Here is a 22,704-nt window from a genome sequence, read left to right on the forward strand (position 1 = left end):
CTCCGGCGGGTTCACACCGATGGCCCCGGGTGCCACGCTGGACGCATGGACGATCTTCTGACGCGGCTGCGCGCCGGGCTCCCCGCCGAGGCGCTGCTCACCGATCCGGACGTGACGGCCTCCTACGCGCGCGACATGGCGAGTTTCTGCGAGGCCGGCGCCCCCGCGGCCGTCGTGCTCCCGCGCACGGTCGAACAGGTCCAGCACGTCATGCGCACCGCGACCGAACTCCGTGTGCCCGTCGTGCCGCAGGGCGCCCGCACGGGCCTGTCCGGCGGCGCCAACGCCTCCGACGGCTGCATCGTGCTCTCCCTCGTCAAGATGGACCGCATCCTGGAGATCAACCCGGTCGACCGGATCGCCGTCGTCGAACCGGGCGTCGTCAACGCCGTGCTGTCCCGTGCAGTCGCCGAACACGGTCTGTACTACCCGCCGGACCCGTCCAGCTGGGAGACCTGCACCATCGGCGGGAACATCGGCACCGCCTCGGGCGGCCTGTGCTGCGTCAAGTACGGGGTCACCGCCGAGTACGTCCTCGGCCTGGACGTCGTCCTCGCCGACGGCCGGCTCCTGCGCACCGGCCGGCGCACCGCCAAGGGCGTCGCCGGCTATGACCTGACCCGGCTCTTCGTCGGCTCGGAGGGCAGTCTCGGCATCGTCGTCGGGGCCGTGCTCGCGCTCCGGCCGCAGCCGCCGGCGCAGCTCGCGCTCGCCGCCGAGTTCCCCTCCGCGGCCGCCGCCTGCGAGGCCGTCTGCGCGATCATGGAGCGCGGACACACCCCTTCGCTGCTCGAACTCATGGACCGCACCACCGTGCAGGCGGTCAACAAGATGGCGCGCATGGGTCTGCCGGACACCACGGAGGCCCTGCTCCTGTGTGCCTTCGACACCCCGGACCCGGCCGCCGATCTGGCCGCCGTCGGGGAGCTGTGCGCGGCGGCGGGTGCCGCCGAGGTCGTCCCGGCCGCGGACAGCGCCGAGTCCGAACTGCTCCTCCAGGCGCGCCGGCTCTCCCTCACGGCCCTGGAGACGATCAAGTCCGCGACGATGATCGACGACGTGTGCGTGCCGCGGACGCGGCTCGCCGAGATGCTCGACGGCACGGCGGCGATCGCGGAGAAGTACCACCTGACCATCGGGGTCTGCGCGCACGCGGGCGACGGCAACACCCATCCCGTCGTCTGCTTCGACCACACCGACGAGGACGAGTCGCGGCGGGCGCGGGAGTCCTTCGACGAGATCATGGCGCTCGGGCTCGCGCTCGGCGGCACGATCACCGGCGAGCACGGCGTGGGCGTCCTCAAGAAGGAGTGGCTGGCACGGGAGCTGGGGCCGGTCGGTCTGGAGCTCCAGCGCGGGATCAAGGCCACCTTCGACCCGCTGGGGCTGCTCAACCCCGGAAAGCTCTTCTGAGTTCGCATCAGGAGGTACGGGGGTCACAGCTCGCCGTCCTGGGACTCGTCCGACGGCCACGGGTCGCGCAGCCACAGCTCGTCGGCGATCGCGGTGGTCGCCAGGAGCTCCGCCAGCCCGTCGTCGATGCCGAGCCGCTCGGACTCGGTGCCCGGCGGCACCGCGCGCAGGGTCCGCTCCAGCCAGGCGGACACCTGCGCGGACGGGGCCTCCAGGAGCGCGTCGCCGTCGGGGGAGGAGAGCGCCATCAGGATGACGCTGCGGCCGTCGACCTTCGTGGGCCAGATGCGGACGTCCCCGTGGCCGCAGGCCCGGAAGACGCCCTCGACGAGCAGCTCGCGCGCGAACGTCCAGTTGACCGGGTGGTCCGTGCCGACGTGGAAGGTGATGTGGACGGCGTACGGGTCGTCCGTCCGGTAGGCGAGCCGGGCGGGGACGGGGATGGAGCGCTCGGGGGAGAGCACCAGCTTCAGCTCCAGCTCGCGCTCGACGGTGGTGTTGTCGGTGTTCTGCATGGTCGTGCTCCTTCTCGTGGACGGGCCCCGGACGGGCCTTCACCTGGAGAGAGCGGGGTGGACGCGGCTCATTACGCGACTTCGGGAAGTTTTTTCGGGAAGTTTCCGGGGGAGGTGTTCCGGGCCGGCCTCCGCGCGGGATGCGGCGCGGGATGTGTCGGCCCGAACATCACCGGGAGTGATCGATTCCGGTAAGCGTCCCCCCGAAGGCGGGCTTTCTCGCGGGCTCCTTCTCCCCTCGGGGACGTTCTTCGTTACTGTCCTCCTTGGGCGCGGCACGCCCGGCGCGCGGCCGTGCGGATCAAAGGCGTTGTGACTGAACGGAGTCGGGGCAGTGGCTACTCCTCCTGGAGGCGGCGGAGAGGTACCGCAGGCGGGGTACTACCCGGACCCGTCCATTCCCGGATACATCCGGTTCTGGAACGGGGGCGCGTGGGTGCCCGGCACGAGCCGGCCCGCCCCCGCGGACGGCGAGGTTCCGCCCCAGCCGCCCGCCGCGGCGATCCCGGCGGGCCCGATCCTGGCCTCCGGCCCCGCCCCGGCCCCGGTGGCGGCACCCGCCAGGTCCGCGGAGCCGGAACCGTTCGAGGCACCGGCGCGGTCCGTGGCGCCCGTGCCGTCCCCGGCGCCCGAGCAGCCCGCCGCGCAGGTGCCGGCCGCCGCGTCCGTGCAGCCCACCGCGTACGTTCCCGCCCAGGCCCAGGCCCAGGCCCAGGCGCAGGCGCAGGCCCAGGCGCAGGCGCAGGCGCAGGCCCAGCCGCAGGCCCAGGCCCAGGCCCAGGCTCAACCACAGGCCCAGGCCCAGCCACAGGCGCAACCACAGGCCCAGGCCCCCGCACCGGCGCCCGCTCCCGTACCCACGGTGGAGGAGACCGGGCCCGTCTTCTTCGACGAGGAGCCCCTCGCGGCCGAGCCCGCGTCGGCCTGGCAGGCGGACTCCGCCCGGCAGACCGGGTTCGGCGGCGAGCTCGACCAGAAGGTCTCCTGGGGAGCGCCGCGGACGCCCGACCCGCGCACCCCGGCCGAGTGGCCGGTCGCGGGCGGGAGCGAGCCGGACGAGCCGCGGGCCGCCGCCCCGGCGCCCGTCGCGGACCCCCGGGCGACCGGGGGAGCGGCACGCCTCGGGGGCATGCCCGTCACCCCGATCCCGACGCCCTCCCCGGCACCCCAGCCTCAGCCTCAGCCCCAGCCCCGACCGGCTCAGGCCGCCGCGCCCGCCCCCGCGGCCCCGGCCCCCTCGCCCGTACCGACGCCCGTGCAGGCCCCGGCCCCCGCGCCGGCCCCCGCCCCCGTACCGGCGACACCGTCCACGCCCTCCTGGGCCGCTCAGCAGCAGCCCCAGGCCGGGGCCCGGCCCCAGCCGCAGGAACAGCAGCCCGTCGTCCCGTGGAAGCCGCCCGTCGAGGACGTGTTCCAGCAGGCGGCCCGCGCGCAGGCCTCCGCGCGCCCCGCGGGGCTCGGCAGGCGTCTGATCGCCCGTCTGATCGACGGCATCGTCCTGAGCGCGCTGGTCGGCGCGGCCTCCGTGCCCTTCGTGACCGCCGCCGTCGACCACATCGAGGGCAAGATCGAGGCCGCCAAGCAGTCCGGCACCACCGTCCAGGTCTGGCTGCTCGACTCGACGACCTCCGTCCAGTTCGGCATCGCGCTCGCCTCGCTGTTCGTGATCGGCATCCTGTACGAGGCGCTGCCCACCGCCAAGTGGGGCCGCACGCTCGGCAAGAAGCTGTGCGGGATCGAGGTGCGGGACATCGAGTCGCACCAGCCGCCGACGTTCGGGAAGGCGCTCCGCCGCTGGCTCGTCTACAGCGTCCTGGGGATCCTGGCCATCGGTGTCCTCAATGTCCTGTGGTGCCTCTTCGACCGCCCCTGGCGGCAGTGCTGGCACGACAAGGCGGCGCGCACCTTCGTGGCGCGCTGACGGTCCGCCGGGGAAGCGCCCGGGAAGCACGGGAGGCACCGGGGAGGCACCGGGACGGCGCGAGGGACGCCCCGCGAGGGACGCCCCGTCCCCCGAACGGGCGGTGATTCCTTGCGGGGCCGTCCCGCCCGGGATGCACTGCCCCCATGAGCACCGACCAGCCGCCGCCCGGCCAGCCGCCCGAGGACGACCCGTTCAGCAAGAGGCCCCCGGAGCCGCCGCCGGGAGGTCCGCCGCCGTCGGGGCCACCCCCGGAAGGCCCGCCTCCGGGAGGGCCTCCACCGGGAGGTCCGCCTCCGGGAGGGCCCCCGCCGGGAGGTCCGCCTCCGGGGAGCCCGTACGGCTCGCCGTACGACAACATGCCCCCGCCCCCGCCCCCGTACGGCAGTGGCTACGGAGGCGGTTACGGAGGGACCGATCCGCTCTCCGGGATGCCGCCGCTCGCCGAGACCGGCCGGCGCGTCCTCGCCCGGCTGGTCGACTGGCTGATCGTCGCGGTGCCGCTCGCGATCATCGGCATCCCGTTCCACATCTACGACCGGGCGACCCGGGACGGCAACGACTTCGGCGACACGGTCAACAGCCTCAACGGCGGCAGCCAGCTGGTCTTCCAGCTCATCACGATCGTCGCGTTCGTCGCGTACGACACCGTGCTCACGGCCAAGGACGGCCGGACCGTCGGCAAGAAGCTGATGAAGCTGCGGGTCGCGATGCTCAACGACGGATCGACGCCGCCGATGAGCCAGTCCCTGCTGCGCGCCGTCGTGCTCTGGGTGCCCGCGCTGGTCTGCTGCGCCTGCCTGTGGCCGCTGCTGATCCTGATCCTGATCGTGGTCGACAAGCCGTACAAGCAGGGCCTGCACGACAAGGCGGCGAAGACCGTGGTGGTGAGCGTCCCTCAGTAATACGGACGAAGCGTCACGAACCGATCCGGGTATCGGCCCCCGCGCCCACGCGCTCGGCCGGCACCCGGATCTCTTCGTCCACGGAGGTATTGACGGGTCGCTCGCGCACCGGCATCGTCACGGCCACGAGGGCGCCGAGCAGCAGGCCGGCGGCACAGATCACCGCGATGCCCAGGGTCGTCGTCGTACCGGAGAGCAGCAGCAGGGCGACGGTCGCGAGGACGACGGTGGCCGAACCGTAGGTGAGCTGTGCGGCGTTCGGACGCTGCATGACGTGTACCGCCCCTCGAGACTTCGGTACGACTCTACGACGGTGGATGCCCGGGCGGTGGCGCAGGTAAGCGTGACCTAACCCACGCTTCCGGTGCACGGGGGGCGCACGGGGTCACGAAATCGTCAATCTTCCTTCACGGTGCGCCCGCTGAGTGTTCGATTATCGGAAACCGGCTCCTGCATAGTGCAGTTGACCCGTGCAAGTCAAGATCTGTCTTTTCTCGTCCCACTCCGGTCGAATGTCGTCACTTGTGACGCGCGACCCCGCCGGACGGACACCCCACCTTCGGTCCGAGAGCGCGGGCGCCGGGGAGGACAACATCAAGTGACCAACAGACGACGGGCGATCAGAGCGTCCGCAGTCGTCGTGGCGCTCGCGGCCACCGCCGCCACCGCCTCGACCTTCACCACCGCCTGGGCCGACAATCACGTCAGCGTGGAGCCGGCCGGCATCCAGACCGTCGACAAGACGACGGTCGACCACGACCTCGAGGGTCCCTACAGCGACCAGCAGGAGCAGCAGCGCAAGGCTGCCCTGGAGCGGGTGCTGAACGGCGACGCCAAGGTCGAGAACCGTGGCGGCTCTCAGGTCGTGAAGCTCGGCGCGAAGAAGTACGTCGAGCTCGGCCGCGAGAAGACCGACAAGATCTTCACGATCCTCGTCGAGTTCGGCGACCAGGTGGACAACACCACCCTGGTCGACCGCAAGGACGACGACACGCCGGAGCTGAAGCCGAAGTACGGCGGCACGCCCGGCCCGCTGCACAACCGTATAGCCCAGCCGGACCGTGCGAACGACAACTCCACGGCCTGGCAGGCGGACTACAACCAGCAGCACTTCCAGGACCTGTACTTCGGCACCGGCAAGGACAAGAAGGGCCAGCCGAAGCAGTCCCTGAAGACCTACTACGAGCGGACCTCGTCCGGCCGTTACTCGGTCGACGGCACGGTCTCCGACTGGGTCAAGGTCCCGTACAACGAGGCCCGTTACGGCTCGAACTACTGCGGCCAGACCAACTGCTCCAACGTCTGGGACACCGTCCGCGACGGCCTCACCGCCTGGGTCGCCGACCAGAAGGCCAAGGGCCAGACCGACGCCCAGATCAAGGCCCAGCTGGCCACGTACGACCAGTGGGACCGTTACGACTTCGACGGCGACGGCAACTTCAACGAGGCCGACGGCTACATCGACCACTTCCAGCTCGTGCACGCGGGCGAGGACGAGTCGGCCGGCGGCGGCGCCGAGGGCAAGAACGCCCTGTGGGCCCACCGCTGGTACGCCTACGGCACCAACGCGGGCAAGACCGGCCCCGAGAACAACAAGGCCGGCGGCACCCCGATCGGTGACACCGGCATCTGGGTCGGCGACTACACGATGCAGCCGGAGAACGGCGGCCTCGGCGTCTTCGCCCACGAGTACGGCCACGACCTCGGTCTGCCGGACCACTACGACACCGCGGGCGGCGAGAACTCCACCGGGTTCTGGACCCTCATGTCCTCGGGTTCCTGGCTCGGCCAGGGCAAGGACGCCATCGGCGACCTGCCCGGCGACATGACCGCCTGGGACAAGCTCCAGCTCGGCTGGCTGAACTACGCCAAGGTCAACGACTGGCAGCGCTCCACCAAGACCACCCACAAGCTGGGCGTCTCGGAGTACAACACCAAGAACCCGCAGGCGCTCGTCGTCGAGCTGCCGAAGAAGCAGGTCACCACCGACATCGTCGCTCCCGCCGAGGGTGCTTCGCAGTGGTGGAGCAACATGGGTGACGACCTCAAGAACACCCTGACCCGCTCCGTCGACCTCACGGGCAAGACGTCCGCCTCCCTGGAGGTCCAGGGCTGGTACGACATCGAGGCCGAGTACGACTACCTCTACACCGAGGTGTCGACCGACGGCGGCGCCAACTGGACGGCCCTGGACGGCACCGCCGACGGCGTGGCCCTCCCGCGCGACGCGGCCGGCTCCCCGGCGCTGACCGGTGTCTCCGACACCCGCAAGAAGCTCGTCTACAACCTGGGCGCCTACGCGGGCAAGAAGTTCGACCTCCGCTTCCGCTACCAGACGGACGGCGGCGCGGGCGGCAAGGGCTTCACGGCCGACGCCATCAACCTGACCGCCGACGGTGCCTCCGTCTTCGCCGACGGCGCCGAGAACGGCGACAACGGCTGGGTCGCCAAGGGCTTCTCGCGGGTCGGCAAGGGCTTCACGAAGGAGTACGAGCAGTACTACATCGCGGAGAACCGCCAGTACGTCTCGTACGACTCGACCCTCAAGGTCGGCCCGTACAACTTCGGGTTCACGGGTGACAAGGCCGGCTGGGTCGAGCACTACGCGTACCAGAACGGTCTGCTCATCTGGAAGTGGGACCTGTCCCAGAAGGACAACAACACCTCCCAGCACCCGGGCGCCGGTCTGGTCCTCCCGATCGACTCGCACCCGAGCCCGCTGAAGTGGTCCAACGGTGAGCTGATGCGCAACCGCGTCCAGGCTTACGACTCGCCCTTCACCATCGCCCGCACGGACGGCTTCCAGCTCCACAACAAGGGCGTCGCCACGTGGGTCCCGTCGCAGGCCGGCAACCCGACCTTCGACGACCGCAAGGGCGTCTACTGGTTCGCCGAGAACCCGCGCGCCGGTGTCCAGGTAACTGACACCAACACCAAGATCCAGGTCGTCAAGGAGCCGAAGGATGGCCAGACGATCACGGTTCAGGTCGGTCCCTCGACCAAGTAATTTGTAGAACCGCAGGTCAAACCATGATCGGCCGTCGCCCTCTAGCGGGCGGCGGCCGATCGTGTTTAGGTGCGTCTGACGCAGTTCTTATTGACATCTGATCCACGGGGGAGTGGTTCCGCATGCCCAACGGAGGGTTCTGCAAGCTGCCGGGAGGCAGCGTGGTCGTCGCCATAGGGCTTCCCAGCCCGGCCCGCGACGGCGCCACCGTCCGCTTCCTGGTCCACGCCGCCAACCGTGCCCGCGCCCTGACCCGGCTGCGGAACCTGGGGCTGCGGGCCGTCTACCTCCGCGGCAACACCGAGCCGCCGACCCCGGACGAGGTCACCGCGGTCCTGCACCACCCGGACGGCCTGCTGTGGAGATCCACACCGGGCACCGCCCAGGAGCTCTGGCACCCGGTCCGCTCCCTCCCGAAGGAACCGGCCGCGTAGGCACCGGCCGCGCAGGAAACGGGCGCGGAGGACCCGGACGCGGAGGACCCGGTCGCGCGGGCGACCAACCCGCGGGCGACCGACCCGCGGGCGACCGACGCGCGGGCGACCGACGCGCGGGCCGCCCGGCCTCAGGCGACGACCGGCTTGCCCGTCAGCTCCACGCCCGCGGTCCGGAGCTCCTCCAGCGCCCGGTCCGTGGTCTCCTTGGCCACGCCGGCCGTCAGATCGAGCAGGACGTGGGTCCGGAAGCCCTCCCGCGCCGCGTCCAGGGCCGTGGCCCGGACGCAGTGGTCGGTGGCGATGCCGACCACGTCGACCTCGGTGACGTCCCGCGAACGCAGCCACTCCGCGAGCGTCAGCCCGTTCTCGTCGAACCCCTCGAAGCCGCTGTACGCCGCGGAGTACGCGCCCTTGTCGAAGACGGCGTCGATCGCCCCGCTGGCGACGGCGGGAGCGAAGTTCGGGTGGAAGCCGACGCCCTCCGTACCGGCCACGCAGTGCACCGGCCAGGAGGAGACGTAGTCCGGCGCCTCCCCGGCCGGGGCGAAGTGCGCACCCGGGTCGACGTGGTGGTCGCGGGTGGCGACGACGTGCCGGTAGGACGTGCCCGCCGTCTGGCCGACCAGGTCGGTGATGGCGGCGGCGACGTCCGCGCCGCCGGTCACCGCGAGGCTGCCGCCCTCGCAGAAGTCGTTCTGAACGTCCACAACGATCAATGCGCGGTGCATGGCGGGTGTCCTTAGCGCGTCGGAAGGGAGGCTTCGAGCCTAGAGACTTCCCCCTCCGTGCGGGAGGGGGCGTCCCCGAGGACTCCTACAGGTACTCGGTCGGCAGGACCGGCTCGCCCCGCGACAGCTGGATCGCCGACATCGGCAGCCCCGCGCGGGCCGCGATGTGCCGCGCCCTGGCGGCCTCCAGCGGCTCCCGGGCCACCACGTCGCCGCCCTTGACCAGCTGGACCAGCAGCTGGTGGTCGGCGAGCTCCGGCGGGACCGGGCCGGTGCCCACGACCTCCGCCTCGGCGGCCCCGGCCGCGTCGGGCCGGCGGGCGGCCCACTTCCGGCCGCCGACGGAGGTCTTCCCGCCCAGCGACTTCTTGGCCACCGGCACCAGGGGCGCCTTCGGATCGGCCGAGGCGGCCCGGGCGACCAGCTTGTAGACCATGGAGCAGGTCGGGTGGCCGCTGCCGGTGACCAGCTGCGTGCCCACTCCGTACGCGTCGACCGGGGCCGCCGCGAGGGAGGCGATGGCGTACTCGTCGAGGTCCGAGGTGACCACGATCTTCGTGTTCCGGGCGCCCAGCTCGTCGAGCTGCGCCCGCACCCGGTGCGCGACCAGCAGCAGGTCGCCGGAGTCGATCCGTACGGCCCCCAGCTCGGGTCCGGCGACCTCGACGGCGGTGCGGACGGCCTCGGCCACGTCGTACGTGTCGACGAGCAGGGTCGTGCCGCGCCCCAGGCTCTCGACCTGGGCGCGGAAGGCGTCCCGCTCGCTGTCGTGGAGCAGGGTGAAGGCGTGGGCGGAGGTGCCGACGGTCGGGATGCCGTAGCGGAAGCCGGCCGCGAGGTCCGAGGTCGAGTCGAAGCCGCCGACGTAGGCCGCGCGGGAGGCGGCGACGGCCGCGAGCTCGTGGGTGCGGCGGGCGCCCATCTCGATCAGCCGCCGGCCGGCGGCCGCGGCCGACATGCGGGAGGCGGCGGCCGCGATGGCCGAGTCGTGGTTGAGGATCGAGAGGATCACGGTCTCCAGGAGCACGCACTCCGCGAAGGAGCCCTCGACGCGCAGCACGGGGGAGCCGGGGAAGTACACCTCGCCCTCGGGGTAGCCCCAGATGTCGCCGGAGAAGCGGTAGCCGGCCAGCCACTCCAGGGTCGGCTCGTCGACGATGCCGCGCTCCCGCAGGAAGCCCAGGACGGCGGGGTCGAACCGGAAGTTCTCGACGGCGTCCAGGACCCGGCCGACGCCCGCGAGGACCCCGTAGCGCCGCCCCTCGGGCAGCCGCCGGGTGAAGACCTCGAAGACGGAGCGCCGGTCGGCGGTGCCGGCCCGCAGGGCCGCCTGGAGCATGGTCAGCTCGTACTGATCGGTGAAGAGCGCGGTCGACGGCACGTCCACCGGCAGCCCAAGGTCCGCAGCGTTCATGTCAGCGATGCTAGCGCAGAAATCGTCAGAGTGACGAATAGGGGGTCCGAATAGCGGGCCCCCCTGCGTGCCCCGTTTGCGCGACGACCCCCCAGGGGTGACAACATGGTGTGAGTGAGCGTCGCGCCTATTGAGATCGAACGTACGGAATCGGCCGAGGAGGTCTCCGCGGTCGTCGAACCCGACGTGCCCTGGGTGACCCTGGTGCACAACGATCCGGTCAACCTGATGAGCTATGTCGAGTACGTCTTCCAGTCGTACTTCGGATACTCCAAGGACAAGGCGCACAGGCTGATGCTCGACGTGCACAACAAGGGCCGCGCGGTGGTCTCCAGCGGCACCCGCGAGGAGATGGAACGGGACGTGCAGGCGATGCACGGCTACGGCCTGTGGGCGACTCTCTCCCAGGACCGCTTCTGATGGCCGGCCACTTCGAGACGCTCCCCGGCGGCGGCGCGGCCGTCGCGCTCGACGACGTCGAGATCTCCATCCTCCGCTCCCTCGCCGTGCAGCTCATGGAGCTGATCGGTCCGGGCGACGAGCCCGCCGCGGACGCGGACCCGCTGGCCGCGCTCTTCGCCGAGGGGCCCAGCGAGCCGCCGTCCGACCCCGCCCTCCGCCGCCTCTTCCCCGACGCGTACGGGGACGACAGTGAGGAGCTGCGGGCGGCCGCCTCCGACTTCCGCCGCTTCACCGAGAACGACCTGCGGGCCCGCAAGCGCGAGGACGCCCTCCTGGTCGTGCGCGCCCTGGACTCCCTCTCCGCCGAGGCGGCGGGGGAGGGCGGCGCGGTCCTGAAGCTCACCGCGGAGGAGTCCCGGGCCTGGCTCGGCGCGCTCAACGACCTCCGGCTGACCATCGGGACCCGCCTGGAGGTCACGGACGACGAGGAGAGCGAGCAGCTGTACCGGCTGCCGGACTCCGATCCGCGCAAGCCGATGGTGATGGCGTACCTCTGGCTGGGGGCGCTCCAGGAGTCCCTCGTCGCGACCCTGATGCCGTAGCCGTCTCTCCGATCGGCTCGATGTTCGCTCAGCGGACGCTCAAATCCGGATAACGAATGCGTTATCAGAGCGTCCGCTCTGCCGTCTTGCGTTGCCTTTTGTCCGTATTTTTTTATGGCGTGCGCCACACGGAACTCCGTCGATCACCCCTCACCCCGTGATAAATCTTCACGACCACTCGGGCACGCCACCCCTGTTCCCGAGGGCGCTTGAGCCGGCTGACCGCCGGTAGCACTCCATCCACATCCGGGGGGATCAGGAACTGATCCGCAGCAGACGCACTCGCAGTCGCGCGGATCAGCATGGAGAAAGGCGCACCACCATGACCTCAGTGCAGGTCGACAAGCAGCACGACGGCAATGAGGCCGCGGACTCCGCCTCGGGCGAGGGTTACCACCGGGCACTCGGCGCCCGGCAGATCCAGATGATCGCGATCGGCGGTGCCATCGGCACCGGGCTCTTCCTGGGCGCGGGCAAGGGCATCTCCATCGCGGGACCGAGCCTGATCCTCGCGTACGCCGTCGCGGGCCTCGTCATCTTCTTCATCATGCGGGCGCTCGGCGAGCTCCTCATGTACCGCCCGGTGTCGGGCTCCTTCTCGGAGTACGCCCGCGAGTTCATCGGCCCCTTCGCGGGATTCGCGACGGGCTGGACGTACTGGCTCTTCTGGGTCGTCACCGGCATCACCGAGGTCACCGCGGCGGCGACCTACATGACGTACTGGTGGGACATCCCGCAGTGGCTCTCCGCCCTCGTCTTCACCGTGATCCTCTACGGCGCCAACCTGATCTCCGTGAAGCTCTTCGGTGAGCTGGAGTTCTGGTTCTCCATGGTCAAGGTCACCGCGATCGTCGGCATGATCCTGATCTGCGCCGGCATCCTCACCCTCGGCTTCTCCGACGCCGGCGACACCGCCACCGTCACCCACCTGTGGGACCTCGGCGGCTTCTTCGCCGGCAAGGACGGCATCTTCTCGACCCTCATGACCCTCCAGATGGTCATGTTCGCCTTCCTCGCCGTCGAGCTGGTCGGCGTCACCGCGGGCGAGTCGAAGGACCCGAAGACGGTCCTGCCGAAGGCCATCAACACCGTGCCGTGGCGCATCGCCGTCTTCTACGTCGGCGCGCTGATCATGATCCTGTCGGTCGTCCCGTGGACCGCGTTCAAGCCGGGCGTCAGCCCCTTCGTCGCGGCCTTCGAGAAGATGGGCCTCGGCATCGGCGCCGCCATCGTCAACTTCGTCGTCCTGACGGCGGCCCTGTCCTCCTGCAACTCGGGCATGTACTCCACCGGCCGCATGCTGCGCGACCTCGCGCTCAACGGCCAGGGCCCGAAGGTCTTCACCAAGCTGACGAAGTCCGGCACCCCGCTGGTCGGCACCACCGTCTCGGCCGCGCTGATGATGGTCGGCGTCTGGATCAACTACCAGTGGCCCGGCGAGGCGTTCAACTACGTCGTCTCCTTCGCCACCATCTCCGGCATGTGGGCCTGGATCGTCATCCTGATCTGCCAGATCCGGTACCGCCTCAAGGCCGACCGGGGCGAGCTGCCGCACTCCTCGTTCAAGGCGCCGGGCGGCATCTGGCTCAGCGTCTTCTCGCTCGCCTTCATCGCCATGGTCATCGTCACCATGGCCATGGACACGGACAACCGGGTCGCGCTGTACGGCGCGCCGGTGTGGGGCCTGATCCTCGCCGTCTCCTACCTGGTCCTCAAGGCCCGCAACCCCGAGGGCGCCGCCTTCGCGAAGCGGTCCGACCGGGAGTCGGTCCAGTCCTGACCAGGCACGTCTCAGCATCCGGGCCGTTCCGTACCACTTCTCGGTACGGAACGGCCCGTCTGCTTATCCTGTCGGCATGCTGACCATCACCCGGGCCCTGTACGACCAGATCGTGGCGCACTCCCGAGCGGACCACCCCGACGAGGCCTGCGGCGTGGTCGCGGGCCCGGTCGGCAGCGGACGCCCCGAGCGCTTCATCCCGATGCTGAACGCCGCCCGCTCGCCCACCTTCTACGAGTTCGACTCCGCGGACCTGCTCAAGCTCTACCGCGACATGGACGACCGGGACGAGGAGCCCGTCATCGTCTACCACTCGCACACCGCGACCGAGGCCTACCCGTCCCGCACGGACATCTCGTACGCGAACGAGCCGCAGGCCCACTACGTCCTCGTCTCCACCGCCGACACCGACGGCGCCGGCCCCTTCCAGTTCCGCTCCTTCACCATCGTCGAAGGCGTCGTCACCGAGGAAGAGGTCAAGGTCGTCGAGGCCTACGCCTGACCCCCCTCCCTCCGGCACCGTCCGCGAGCCGTCCCGGCCCCAGTGAGACACTGGCCGGGACCAACGGGCGGCAGGACCCAGGAAGCCGGTGCGAATCCGGCACGGTCCCGCCACTGTGACCGCCTCCTCGCGGAGACGGAAGCCAGGAACTGACCTGCCGCCTCCCACCGCCGATCGGGGACGTGGAAATCCCCGGAGGAGGCAACCCGTCATGACCCGGCCCCGCCGTGCCCTGCTGCCCGCCGCCGCCCTCGCCGCCCTGCTCGCCGGCTGCGCCGCCCCCGCGGAGCGCACCCCCGAGGCGAAGCCCGCACCGGGATTCCCGTACACCGTCACCAACTGCGGTGTGACGACCACCTACCAGGCCCCGCCGAAGCGGGCCGTCACCATGAACCAGCACGTCACCGAGGTCATGCTCGCCCTCGGCCTGGAGAAGTCGCTGGTCGGCACCGCCTACCTCGACGACGCGATCCTCCCCGCGTACGAGAAGGCGTACGACACCGTGCCCGTCCTCGCGAAGGAGTACCCCTCCAAGGAGGCCCTGCTCGCCGCGAACCCCGACTTCGTGTACGGCGGTTACGCCTCCGCCTTCGACGCGAAGGACGGCCGCGGCCGGGACGACCTGAAGCGCTCCGGCATCGACACCCGCCTCAACACCGAGTACTGCCCCTCCGGTTCGACCTCCCTCGACGACCTCTACCGCGAAGTCCGCGAGACCGGACGCACCTTCGGCGTCCCCGACCGCGCCGAGACCTGGATCCGCGGCGCGCGCACCACCGTCGCCGCGACCGGGAAGCGCCTCAAGGGGATCACCCCGGTCTCCGTCTTCGTCTACGACAGCGGCGACAAGACCGCGTTCACCGCCGGCGGCAAGGGCATCGGCAACGAACTCATCACCCGCGCCGGCGGCCGCAACGTCTTCGCCGACCTCGACAAGACCTTCGGCGACGCCACCTGGGAACAGGTCCTCGACCGGCGCCCGGACGTGATCGTCATCTACGACTACGGCACCACCACCGTCGCCCAGAAGAAGAAGCGGCTCCTCGACGACCCCGCCCTCAAGGACGTCCCCGCGATCCGGAACCGCCGCTTCGCCGTCCTCCCCCTCTCCGACACCGTCCTCGGCGTCCGGGTCCCCGCGGCCGTCGACAAGCTCGCCGCCCAGCTGCACCCCGCCGCCCGATGACCACCACCGCCGTCCGCCCGGCCCGGACCCCCGTCCGGGCCCAGGGCCCCGCGCACCCCGCCCGGTACGCCCTCGTCGTCGCCGGACTGCTCCTCGCCCTCGCCGCCGCCGTCCTCGCCGCGCTCGCCCTCGGCTCCGTCCGCATCCCGCCCGGCCAGGTGCTCGACGCCCTGACCGGGCGGGCGGGCCCCTCGCCGTACCGGACGATCGTGCTCGACGTACGGCTGCCCCGGGTCCTGCTCGGCATCGTCGTCGGCGCCGGGCTCGCCGTCGTCGGCGCCGTCCTCCAGGCCCTCGTGCGCAACCGGCTCGCCGACCCCTTCCTCCTCGGGATCTCCTCCGGCGCCTCCGCGGGAGCCGTCCTCGTCCTGGTCGTCGGCGTCGGGGGAGGGGTGACCACCACGCTCGCCCTGCCCGCCGGGGCCTTCGCCGGCGCCCTCCTCGCCCTCGTCCTCGTCTACGCGCTCGCGCGCCGCGGCGGGACCATGACCGGCGCCCGGCTCGTCCTCGCCGGAGTCGCCGTCTCCTACATCCTCTCCGCCCTCGCCACCCTGCTCCTCGTCGTCGCCGGACGGCCCGAGCAGTTCCAGGAGGCGCTGTACTGGTCGCTCGGCGGCCTCGGCAGCGCCCGCTGGGACACCCTCGCCCTGCCCGCCGCCGTCCTCACCCTCGGAGTCGGCGTCCTCCTCGCCCTCGCCCGCCCCCTCGACCTGCTCCTCACCGGCGAGGAGGGCGCCACCGTCCTCGGCCTCGACACCGCCCGCTTCCGCGCCGGCGTCTTCGTCCTCGCCTCCCTCGTCACCGCCGTCATGGTCGCGGCGAGCGGAGCCGTCGGCTTCGTCGGCCTCATGGCCCCGCACGCCGCCCGCCTCGCGGTCGGCGCCCCGCACCGCCGCCTCCTCCCGGTCGCCGCTCTCGGCGGGGCGCTCGCCCTCGTCCTCGCCGACCTCGGCGCCCGGACCGTCGCCGCACCACAGGACGTCCCCGTCGGCGTCCTCACCGCGCTCACCGGCGGCCCGTTCCTCCTCTGGCTGATGCGCCGCCGCCCCGAAGGAACAGCCCTGTGACCGAGCTCCGCCTGCACGGACTCTCGTACGAGGAACGCCTCCGCTCCGCCGACCTCACCGTCCACCCCGGCGAGACCGTCGGCCTCATCGGCCCCAACGGCAGCGGCAAGACCACCCTCCTGCGCTGCGTCTACGGCACCCTCACCCCCACCGGGGGCCGCGCCACGCTCGACGGCGACGACCTCCACGCACTCGGCCCCAAGGCCCGCGCCCGCCGCGTCGCCACCGTCCCCCAGGACAGCGCCACCGAGTTCGAGCTCACCGTCCGCGAACTCGTCGCCCTCGGCCGCTCCCCGCACAAACGGTTCTGGGAGGGCGACACCGGCGACGACCTCGCGCGCGTGGACGCCGCCCTCGCCCGCGTCGGCCTCACGGACCTCGCCGACCGCCCGTACCCCACCCTCTCCGGCGGCGAACGCCAACGCGCCCTCGTCGCCCGCGCCCTCGTCCAGGACCCGGCCCTCCTCGTCCTCGACGAGCCGACCAACCACCTCGACATCCGCCACCAGCTCGACGTCCTGGCCCTCGTCCGCACCCTGGGCACCACCAACCTGCTCGCCCTCCACGACCTCAACCTGGCGGGGGCGTACTGCGACCGTCTCTACGTGCTCGAACGCGGCAGGGTCGTCACCGGCGGAACCCCCGCAGAGGTCCTCACCCCCGCCCTCCTGGAGGCCGTCTACGGGGTGGACGCCGAGGTCATCCCGCATCCGAGGACGGGGAGCCCCACCGTCCTCTTCCAGCCCGTTCCGGCAGGCGGTCAGAAATCATCCACCATGTGAGATCACATTCCGAAACCCGGACCGGGAATCGATACGATGAGCCCATGGTTTCCCACGACGTGAGCGAAGAGACGCCGAGCACCACCCTGCTCGTGGCACGCCTGCACGTCGACCTGTGCCGCCTCGCCAGCGCGATCTGTACCTCACGCGCTGCGCTCTGAGCGACCGGCCGAGCGCCCTCACCGTACGACCCCCTCCGCGCGGGGCCACAGAAGCGCGCCCATCACGCCACTTCCGACAGGAGCCCACGCCATGGCCATCGAGGTCCGCATCCCGACCATCCTCCGCACCTACACCGACGGCGAGAAGGCCGTCGAGGGCAGCGGTGAGACCCTCGCCGCGCTCTTCACCGACCTGGAGACGCGCCACCCCGGGATCGAGGCCCGCATCGTGGACGGCGGCAAGCTCCGCCGCTTCGTCAACGTCTACCTCAACGACGAGGACGTCCGCTTCCTCGACGGCATCGACACCAAGCTCACCGACGGCGACAACGTCACGATCCTGCCGGCCGTCGCCGGCGGCATGGTCTGATCCACATGCGTTACGACTCCTCGCTGGCCGCGGTCGGCAACACGCCGCTGGTCCGCCTCCCCCGGCTCTCGCCCTCGGACGACGTCCGCATCTGGGCGAAGCTGGAGGACCGCAACCCGACCGGCTCGGTCAAGGACCGCCCCGCGCTCCACATGATCGAGCAGGCGGAGAAGGACGGCCGCCTCACCCCCGGCTGCACCATCCTGGAGCCGACCAGCGGCAACACCGGCATCTCCCTCGCCATGGCCGCCAAGCTCAAGGGCTACCGCATCGTCTGCGTCATGCCCGAGAACACCAGCGAGGAGCGCCGCCAGCTGCTCGCCATGTGGGGCGCGGAGATCATCTCGTCCCCCGCGGCGGGCGGATCGAACACGGCGGTACGCGTCGCCAAGGAGCTCTCCGCCGAGAACCCGTCCTGGGTGATGCTCTACCAGTACGGCAACCCCGACAACGCCGGCGCGCACTACGCCACCACCGGCCCGGAGATCCTCGCCGACCTCCCCTCCATCACCCACTTCGTGGCCGGCCTCGGCACCACCGGGACCCTGATGGGCGTCGGCCGCTACCTGCGCGAACACAAGCCCGACGTCAAGATCGTCGCCGCCGAACCGCGCTACGACGACCTCGTCTACGGCCTGCGCAACCTCGACGAGGGCTTCGTCCCCGAGCTGTACGACGCCTCCGTCCTCACCACCCGCTTCTCGGTCGGCTCCGCCGACGCGGTCACCCGCACCCGCGAACTCCTCCAGCAGGAGGGCATCTTCGCGGGCGTCTCCACCGGCGCGGCCCTGCACGCGGCCATCGGCGTCGGCAACAAGGCGGTCAAGGCGGGCGAGTCCGCCGACATCGCCTTCGTCGTCGCCGACGGCGGCTGGAAGTACCTCTCGACCGGCCTCTACACGGCCAAGACGACCGAGGAAGCGATCGAAGCGGTCCAGGGCCAGCTCTGGGCGTAGGGCCTCATTGTCGGCCTACGTTCCGCTAGGGCGTGGGGGTCCCCCCCCGGACGAAGTCCGGGGGAGGGTGGGCACAACGGAACGGCGCGCACAGCCGCGCCCAGGCTCTCGCGCCTGAACCCGCACCCGCCGCCCCGCACCGCTACCGCGCGAGGTGGCGGACCTGGTCCCACAGGACCGGGTCCGCCTCTCCCACTCTCCGCCGGAAGTCCTCCACCGGCACCTCCCGCAGCTCGTCCGTCTCCAGGAAGCTCGGCCGCCCCTGCGCGTCGCCCACCGCCCCCGGCGGCAGCGCGATCACCCCGGGCCGCTCGTCGTGGTACTTGCTGGTGATCTTGGCGACGAGCGCGCTGTCCCCCCGTACGACGAGCACCAGACAGGGCCGGTCCTTCGACCCGGGCCCGTCCTCGAAGGGCACGTCGGCCCACCAGATCTCGGCCGCCCGCGGCGCCCGGCCCGGCCGCGCGGGAGCCTGCCGCGGCCCGGCGGGACCTCGTGCCGGCCGCGTCGGCCGCGCCGGCGGCCGGGTCCGCCCCGCCGGCCTCCCCGCAGGGCGCCGCGAGGACCGCTTCCGCCCGTCGGCGATCACCACCACCAGCGCGATCACCACGACCGCGACCAGCGCGGGCCACCACGACGTGTCCATACCTCAAGAAGGTACCGGGGCGCGCCCCACCCCGCCGCCGCGCCCCGCCATCCATCCGAACCGGTGACAGAGCCCGTGAGTTCGCCCACAACGGGCCACCACGAAGGAGCGGCGGGCCCGCGTGCGCCTTACGCTCGACAGACCGCACAGCCTCCCCCTCCCTCAGCGCGCTTTCCGCACCCGTCCACGGAGGTTCACGCTCCATGAAGCTCACCGTCGTCGGCTGCTCCGGGTCGTTCCCGTCCGCGGACTCGGCCTGTTCGAGCTACCTCGTCGAGGCCGACGGCTTCCGGCTGCTCCTCGACATGGGCAACGGCGCCCTGGGCGAGCTGCAGCGACACATCGGTCTGTACGACCTCGACGCGATCTTCCTCAGCCATCTGCACGCGGACCACTGCATCGACATGTGCGGGTACTTCGTCGCCCGCTACTACCGGCACGAGGGCGGGCGCTGCGACGCGATCCCGGTCTACGCCCCGGAGGGTGCCGAGCAGCGGCTGACCACGGCGTACGCCGACACGCCCTCGCCCACGTCGATGAGCGAGGTCTTCGACTTCCGCACGCTGGCGTCCGGCAGCTTCGAGATCGGCCCGTTCTCCGTCCGTACGGAGAAGGTGTGCCACCCCGTCGAGGCGTACGGCATCCGGGTCGAGCACGGCGGCCGTTCGCTGACGTACTCCGGGGACACCGGGGTCTGCGACGCGCTGCACGACCTCGCCGACGGCACCGACCTCTTCCTCTGCGAGGCCTCCTTCACCCACGGCAAGGAGGACGTCCCGGACCTCCACCTCAACGGCCGGGAGGCCGGTGCCCAGGCGACCCGGGCGGGGGTGGGCCGCCTGGTGCTCACCCACATCCCGCCGTGGACGGACGGCGAGCGGAACCTGACGGACGCGCGCGAGGTGTACAAGGGCCCGTCGGAGCTGGCGCGGCCGGGCGCGGTCTACGAAGTCTGAGCACACGGGAAGGCCCCCGGAACCTGAGGGTTCCGGGGGCCTTCCGCGTACGGGCGAGGGTCACGCCTTGGTGAGGTCCTCGATCTCCTCCTCGGGCTCGCGGCCCGGGGTGGGGAGGTTGAACTTGGTGATCGCGAAGCGGAAGACCACGTAGTAGATCGCCGCGAAGACGAGACCGATCGGGATGATCAGCCACGGCTTGGTCGCGAGGTTCCAGTTGAGCAGGTAGTCGATGCCGCCGGCGGAGAAGGTGAAGCCCGCGTGGACTCCGAAGGCCCAGGTGACGGCCATCGAGACGGCGGTCAGGACCGCGTGGATCGCGTACAGGACCGGCGCGATGAACATGAACGTGAACTCGATCGGCTCGGTGATACCGGTGACGAAGGAGGTCAGCGCGAGCGACACCATCATGCCCATGACGGCCTTGCGGCGCTCGGGGCGGGCGGCGTGCGCGATGGCGATGGCGGCGGCCGGGAGGCCGAACATCATGATCGGGAAGAAGCCCGACATGAAGATTCCGGCGCTCGGGTCACCGGCGAAGAAGCGGTTGAGGTCACCGTGGACGACCTCGCCGGCGGCGTTGGTGAAGTCGCCGATCTGGAACCAGGAGACGGTGTTCACGAACTGGTGCATGCCGACCGGGATCAGCGCGCGGTTGATGAGACCGAAGAGGCCGGCGCCACCGGCGCCGAGGCCGGTCATCCACTCGCCGAAGCTGGAGATGCCCTCACCGATCGGCTCCCAGACCAGGCCGAAGACGACGCCGACGGCGGTGCCGACGAAGGCCATGATGATCGGGACGAGACGGCGGCCGTTGAAGAAGCCGAGCCAGTCCACCAGCTTGGTGCGGTGGAACCTCTGCCACAGGACGGCGGAGAGCAGACCCATCAGGATGCCGCCGAGGACACCCGGGTTGTTGTACGTCGCGGCGACGTCGACACCCTTGTTGGCGGTCGTGTTGACGACGGCCTCGGTGATGGGGAAGGCCTTCAGCACGTTGCTGTAGACCAGGAAGCCGACGAGCGCGGCCAGGGCGGTGGAGCCGTCCGCCTTCTTGGCGAAGCCGATGGCGACACCGATGCAGAAGAGCAGGGGCAGGTTGTCGAAGACCGCGCCGCCGGCCGTGGCGAACACGGAGGCGACCTTGTCCCAACCGAGTCCGTCCTTGCCGAAGACGTCGGGCTGGCCGAGACGGAGCAAGATACCCGCGGCCGGCAGAACGGCGATCGGCAGCTGCAGGCTGCGACCGACCTTCTGCAGGCCCTGGAACAGGCCGGATCCGCGCTTCTTCGCGGGAGCGGCGGCCTGGGCGGTGGCCGTACTCATCAACTTCCTCCAGTAAGGCAAGGCGCCGCCAGGGACAGTGAACACGGGGGGAGGCGACGTCTCGTGGAACGCGGTGGTCTGGACCGCGTGGTCTACACCAATGAGTGGTGTAGACCAGTTGTAGCACGTGAGACTTAGATAAGGAACCTGCGAATTCTGTGCGCTCAGCCATAGCTGGAAATGCACGACATAAGGCCCCCGGACGGTCAGGTCCGGGGGCCTTCGACGGGCCTTACGAGGGGGGGCGAAAGCCCCGAAACGGTCACCCTTCGCCGGGTGACCGGAGGGCTACTTGACGTTGTCGCGCTCGATCTCCGCCTCGACGTCGTCCGGCTCGCGGCCGGGGGTCGGGAGGTTGAACTTGGTGATCGCGAATCTGAAGATCGCGTAGTAGACGATCGCGAACCCCAGGCCGATCGGGATGATCAGCCACGGCTTCGTCGCCAGGCCCCAGTTGATCACGTAGTCGATCAGTCCGGCCGAGAAGCTGAAGCCGTCCTTCACACCGAGCGCCCAGGTCAGGGCCATCGAGACACCGGTCAGGACGGCGTGGATCGCGTACAGCACCGGCGCGATGAAGAGGAACGAGTACTCGATCGGCTCGGTGATACCGGTGACGAACGAGGTCAGGGCGACCGAGAGCATCATGCCGCTGACCGCCTTGCGGCGGTGCGGCTTCGCCGTGTGGGCGATCGCGAGCGCCGCCGCGGGCAGCGCGAACATCATGATCGGGAAGAAGCCGGTGGTGAACTGGCCGGCGTTCGGGTCGCCCGCGAGGAACATGGGGATGTCACCGTGCACCACCGTGCCGTCCGGCTTCGTGAACGTGCCGAACTGGAACCAGATGGGCACGTTCAGGAACTGGTGCAGGCCGATGACGAGCAGCGCCCGGTTCGCGACGCCGAAGATGCCCGAACCCCAGGAGCCGAGCCCGACCAGCCAGTCGCTGAAGTTCTCCAGGCCGTCGCCGATCGGCGGCCAGACCCACAGGCACAGCGAGGCGAAGGCGATCGCCACGAAGGTCATGATGATCGGCACGAGCCGGCGGCCGTTGAAGAAGCCCAGCCAGTCGACCAGCTGCTTCCGGTGGTACCGCTGCCAGAACCAGGCCGCCAGCAGGCCCACGACGATGCCGCCGAAGACCCCGGGGTTCTGGTACGTGTACCCGCTGAACGCCTGCTCGGGGGAGATGCAGCCGCCCTGGACGTCCACCGTGCCCTTCGGGCAGGTCTCGGGGAACTGGCGCAGCACGTTGTAGTAGACGAGGAAGCCGACCACCGCGGCGAGCGCCGTCGAGCCGTCCGCCTTCTTCGCCATGCCGATGGCGACGCCGATGCAGAAGAGAAGGGGGAGGCCGAGGTTTCCGTCGAGCAGCGCGCCGCCCGCGCCCGCCATCACCTTCGCGACGTTGTCCCAGCCCAGACCGTCGGCGCCGAAGACGTCCGGCTGCCCGAGCCGGTTGATGATGCCGGCGGCCGGAAGGACGGCGATGGGGAGCTGGAGGCTGCGGCCCATCTTCTGGAGCCCCTGGAAGAGCCCACCCCAGGACAGGGGCTTCTTCGGTCTGGGTGCGGCCGCGGCGCTGTCGGTGGTCATCGGCGTCCTCCCTGCCCGGAACATGCCGGGTC

At 70.9% G+C, this 22,704-nt stretch carries 23 protein-coding genes and 1 riboswitch; of the genes, 16 read left to right on the forward strand and 7 right to left on the reverse strand.

Annotation, left to right across the window (positions count from 1 at the left end; genetic code table 11):
- Nucleotides 1-45 precede the first annotated feature (45 nt).
- On the forward strand, nucleotides 46-1,413 hold the full coding sequence (locus tag IE237_RS29900) for an FAD-binding oxidoreductase (RefSeq protein ID WP_189805248.1): 1,368 nt from the start codon (nucleotides 46-48) through the stop codon (nucleotides 1,411-1,413).
- Nucleotides 1,414-1,436: 23 nt separating this feature from the next.
- On the opposite strand, the gene IE237_RS29905 is transcribed toward IE237_RS29900, so the two are convergent.
- Nucleotides 1,437-1,928, reverse strand: coding sequence for an SsgA family sporulation/cell division regulator (locus tag IE237_RS29905; protein ID WP_189805249.1), 492 nt, complete (start codon nucleotides 1,926-1,928; stop codon nucleotides 1,437-1,439).
- A 334-nt stretch (nucleotides 1,929-2,262) separates the two neighbouring features.
- Here IE237_RS29905 and IE237_RS41410 point away from each other — a divergent pair, with 334 nt between their 5' ends.
- Both IE237_RS41410 and IE237_RS29915 read left to right on the forward strand, forming a co-directional pair.
- A complete protein-coding gene (locus IE237_RS41410) occupies nucleotides 2,263-3,849 on the forward strand; it encodes an RDD family protein (RefSeq protein ID WP_189805250.1) in 1,587 nt (528 codons plus the stop codon).
- Between the two features lie 146 nt (nucleotides 3,850-3,995).
- Entirely contained in the window at nucleotides 3,996-4,754 is a 759-nt protein-coding gene (locus tag IE237_RS29915) for an RDD family protein (RefSeq protein WP_189805251.1), read from the forward strand.
- A 13-nt stretch (nucleotides 4,755-4,767) separates the two neighbouring features.
- On the opposite strand, the gene IE237_RS29920 is transcribed toward IE237_RS29915, so the two are convergent.
- Entirely contained in the window at nucleotides 4,768-5,025 is a 258-nt protein-coding gene (locus IE237_RS29920) for a hypothetical protein (protein ID WP_189805252.1), read from the reverse strand.
- 327 nt (nucleotides 5,026-5,352) lie between these two features.
- On the opposite strand from IE237_RS29920, the gene IE237_RS29925 reads away from it, so the two are divergent.
- Together IE237_RS29925 and IE237_RS29930 are read left to right on the forward strand one after the other, a co-directional pair.
- A complete protein-coding gene (locus tag IE237_RS29925) occupies nucleotides 5,353-7,761 on the forward strand; it encodes an immune inhibitor A domain-containing protein (RefSeq protein ID WP_189805253.1) in 2,409 nt (802 codons plus the stop codon).
- Nucleotides 7,762-7,883: 122 nt separating this feature from the next.
- Entirely contained in the window at nucleotides 7,884-8,195 is a 312-nt protein-coding gene (locus IE237_RS29930) for a hypothetical protein (RefSeq protein WP_189805254.1), read from the forward strand.
- Between the two features lie 131 nt (nucleotides 8,196-8,326).
- Here IE237_RS29930 and IE237_RS29935 read toward each other — a convergent pair whose 3' ends face one another.
- Nucleotides 8,327-8,926: a nicotinamidase gene (locus tag IE237_RS29935; protein WP_189805255.1), complete on the reverse strand. Its 600-nt coding sequence runs from the start codon at nucleotides 8,924-8,926 to the stop codon at nucleotides 8,327-8,329.
- 85 nt (nucleotides 8,927-9,011) lie between these two features.
- Nucleotides 9,012-10,340: a nicotinate phosphoribosyltransferase gene (locus IE237_RS29940; protein WP_189805256.1), complete on the reverse strand. Its 1,329-nt coding sequence runs from the start codon at nucleotides 10,338-10,340 to the stop codon at nucleotides 9,012-9,014.
- A 114-nt stretch (nucleotides 10,341-10,454) separates the two neighbouring features.
- Between IE237_RS29940 and clpS the strand changes: the two genes are divergently transcribed.
- The 10 genes from clpS to IE237_RS29985 all read left to right on the forward strand — a co-directional run bounded on the left by clpS (nucleotide 10,455) and on the right by IE237_RS29985 (nucleotide 18,148).
- On the forward strand, nucleotides 10,455-10,760 hold the full coding sequence (clpS, locus tag IE237_RS29945) for an ATP-dependent Clp protease adapter ClpS (protein WP_189805257.1): 306 nt from the start codon (nucleotides 10,455-10,457) through the stop codon (nucleotides 10,758-10,760).
- Nucleotides 10,760-11,344 (forward strand): DUF2017 domain-containing protein, encoded by a 585-nt coding sequence (locus IE237_RS29950; protein WP_189805258.1) that lies wholly within the window; start codon nucleotides 10,760-10,762, stop codon nucleotides 11,342-11,344. The genes clpS and IE237_RS29950 overlap by 1 nt, the downstream gene beginning before the upstream one ends.
- Before the next feature lie 322 nt (nucleotides 11,345-11,666).
- Nucleotides 11,667-13,124 (forward strand): amino acid permease, encoded by a 1,458-nt coding sequence (locus IE237_RS29955; RefSeq protein WP_189805259.1) that lies wholly within the window; start codon nucleotides 11,667-11,669, stop codon nucleotides 13,122-13,124.
- 76 nt (nucleotides 13,125-13,200) lie between these two features.
- Nucleotides 13,201-13,626, forward strand: coding sequence for a M67 family metallopeptidase (locus IE237_RS29960; protein ID WP_189805260.1), 426 nt, complete (start codon nucleotides 13,201-13,203; stop codon nucleotides 13,624-13,626).
- Nucleotides 13,627-13,704: 78 nt separating this feature from the next.
- Nucleotides 13,705-13,778, forward strand: a riboswitch (cobalamin riboswitch).
- Between the two features lie 59 nt (nucleotides 13,779-13,837).
- Entirely contained in the window at nucleotides 13,838-14,812 is a 975-nt protein-coding gene (locus tag IE237_RS29965) for an ABC transporter substrate-binding protein (RefSeq protein WP_189805261.1), read from the forward strand.
- Nucleotides 14,809-15,879 carry a FecCD family ABC transporter permease gene (locus IE237_RS29970; protein ID WP_189805262.1) on the forward strand — a complete coding sequence of 357 codons (1,071 nt, stop codon included), beginning with the start codon at nucleotides 14,809-14,811 and terminating at the stop codon, nucleotides 15,877-15,879. Before IE237_RS29965 ends, IE237_RS29970 begins: the two co-directional genes overlap by 4 nt.
- The gene (locus IE237_RS29975; protein ID WP_189805263.1) at nucleotides 15,876-16,661 is read left to right on the forward strand and encodes an ABC transporter ATP-binding protein; all 786 of its coding nucleotides are present in this window, start codon (nucleotides 15,876-15,878) and stop codon (nucleotides 16,659-16,661) included. Before IE237_RS29970 ends, IE237_RS29975 begins: the two co-directional genes overlap by 4 nt.
- Nucleotides 16,662-16,705: 44 nt before the next feature.
- Nucleotides 16,706-16,822, forward strand: a complete 117-nt coding sequence (locus IE237_RS41645) for a putative leader peptide (RefSeq protein WP_323809276.1) — start codon at nucleotides 16,706-16,708, stop codon at nucleotides 16,820-16,822.
- Nucleotides 16,823-16,913: 91 nt separating this feature from the next.
- Entirely contained in the window at nucleotides 16,914-17,192 is a 279-nt protein-coding gene (locus IE237_RS29980) for a MoaD/ThiS family protein (protein ID WP_189805264.1), read from the forward strand.
- A gap of 5 nt (nucleotides 17,193-17,197) precedes the next feature.
- A complete protein-coding gene (locus tag IE237_RS29985) occupies nucleotides 17,198-18,148 on the forward strand; it encodes a PLP-dependent cysteine synthase family protein (protein WP_189805265.1) in 951 nt (316 codons plus the stop codon).
- Between the two features lie 142 nt (nucleotides 18,149-18,290).
- Here the strand turns inward: IE237_RS29985 and IE237_RS29990 are convergent, their stop codons facing one another.
- Nucleotides 18,291-18,794: a type II toxin-antitoxin system PemK/MazF family toxin gene (locus IE237_RS29990; RefSeq protein WP_189805266.1), complete on the reverse strand. Its 504-nt coding sequence runs from the start codon at nucleotides 18,792-18,794 to the stop codon at nucleotides 18,291-18,293.
- A 203-nt stretch (nucleotides 18,795-18,997) separates the two neighbouring features.
- On the opposite strand from IE237_RS29990, the gene IE237_RS29995 reads away from it, so the two are divergent.
- A complete protein-coding gene (locus IE237_RS29995; RefSeq protein ID WP_189805267.1) occupies nucleotides 18,998-19,750 on the forward strand; it encodes an MBL fold metallo-hydrolase in 753 nt (250 codons plus the stop codon).
- Between the two features lie 60 nt (nucleotides 19,751-19,810).
- Here IE237_RS29995 and IE237_RS30000 read toward each other — a convergent pair whose 3' ends face one another.
- Entirely contained in the window at nucleotides 19,811-21,076 is a 1,266-nt protein-coding gene (locus tag IE237_RS30000; protein WP_189805268.1) for a PTS transporter subunit EIIC, read from the reverse strand.
- Nucleotides 21,077-21,364: 288 nt separating this feature from the next.
- Nucleotides 21,365-22,672, reverse strand: a complete 1,308-nt coding sequence (locus tag IE237_RS30005) for a PTS transporter subunit EIIC (protein ID WP_189805269.1) — start codon at nucleotides 22,670-22,672, stop codon at nucleotides 21,365-21,367.
- Between the last annotated feature and the right edge of the window lie 32 nt (nucleotides 22,673-22,704).

It is taken from the genome of Streptomyces tanashiensis (genome assembly GCF_014648895.1).
GTDB classification, from domain to species: Bacteria; Actinomycetota; Actinomycetes; order Streptomycetales; family Streptomycetaceae; genus Streptomyces; species Streptomyces tanashiensis.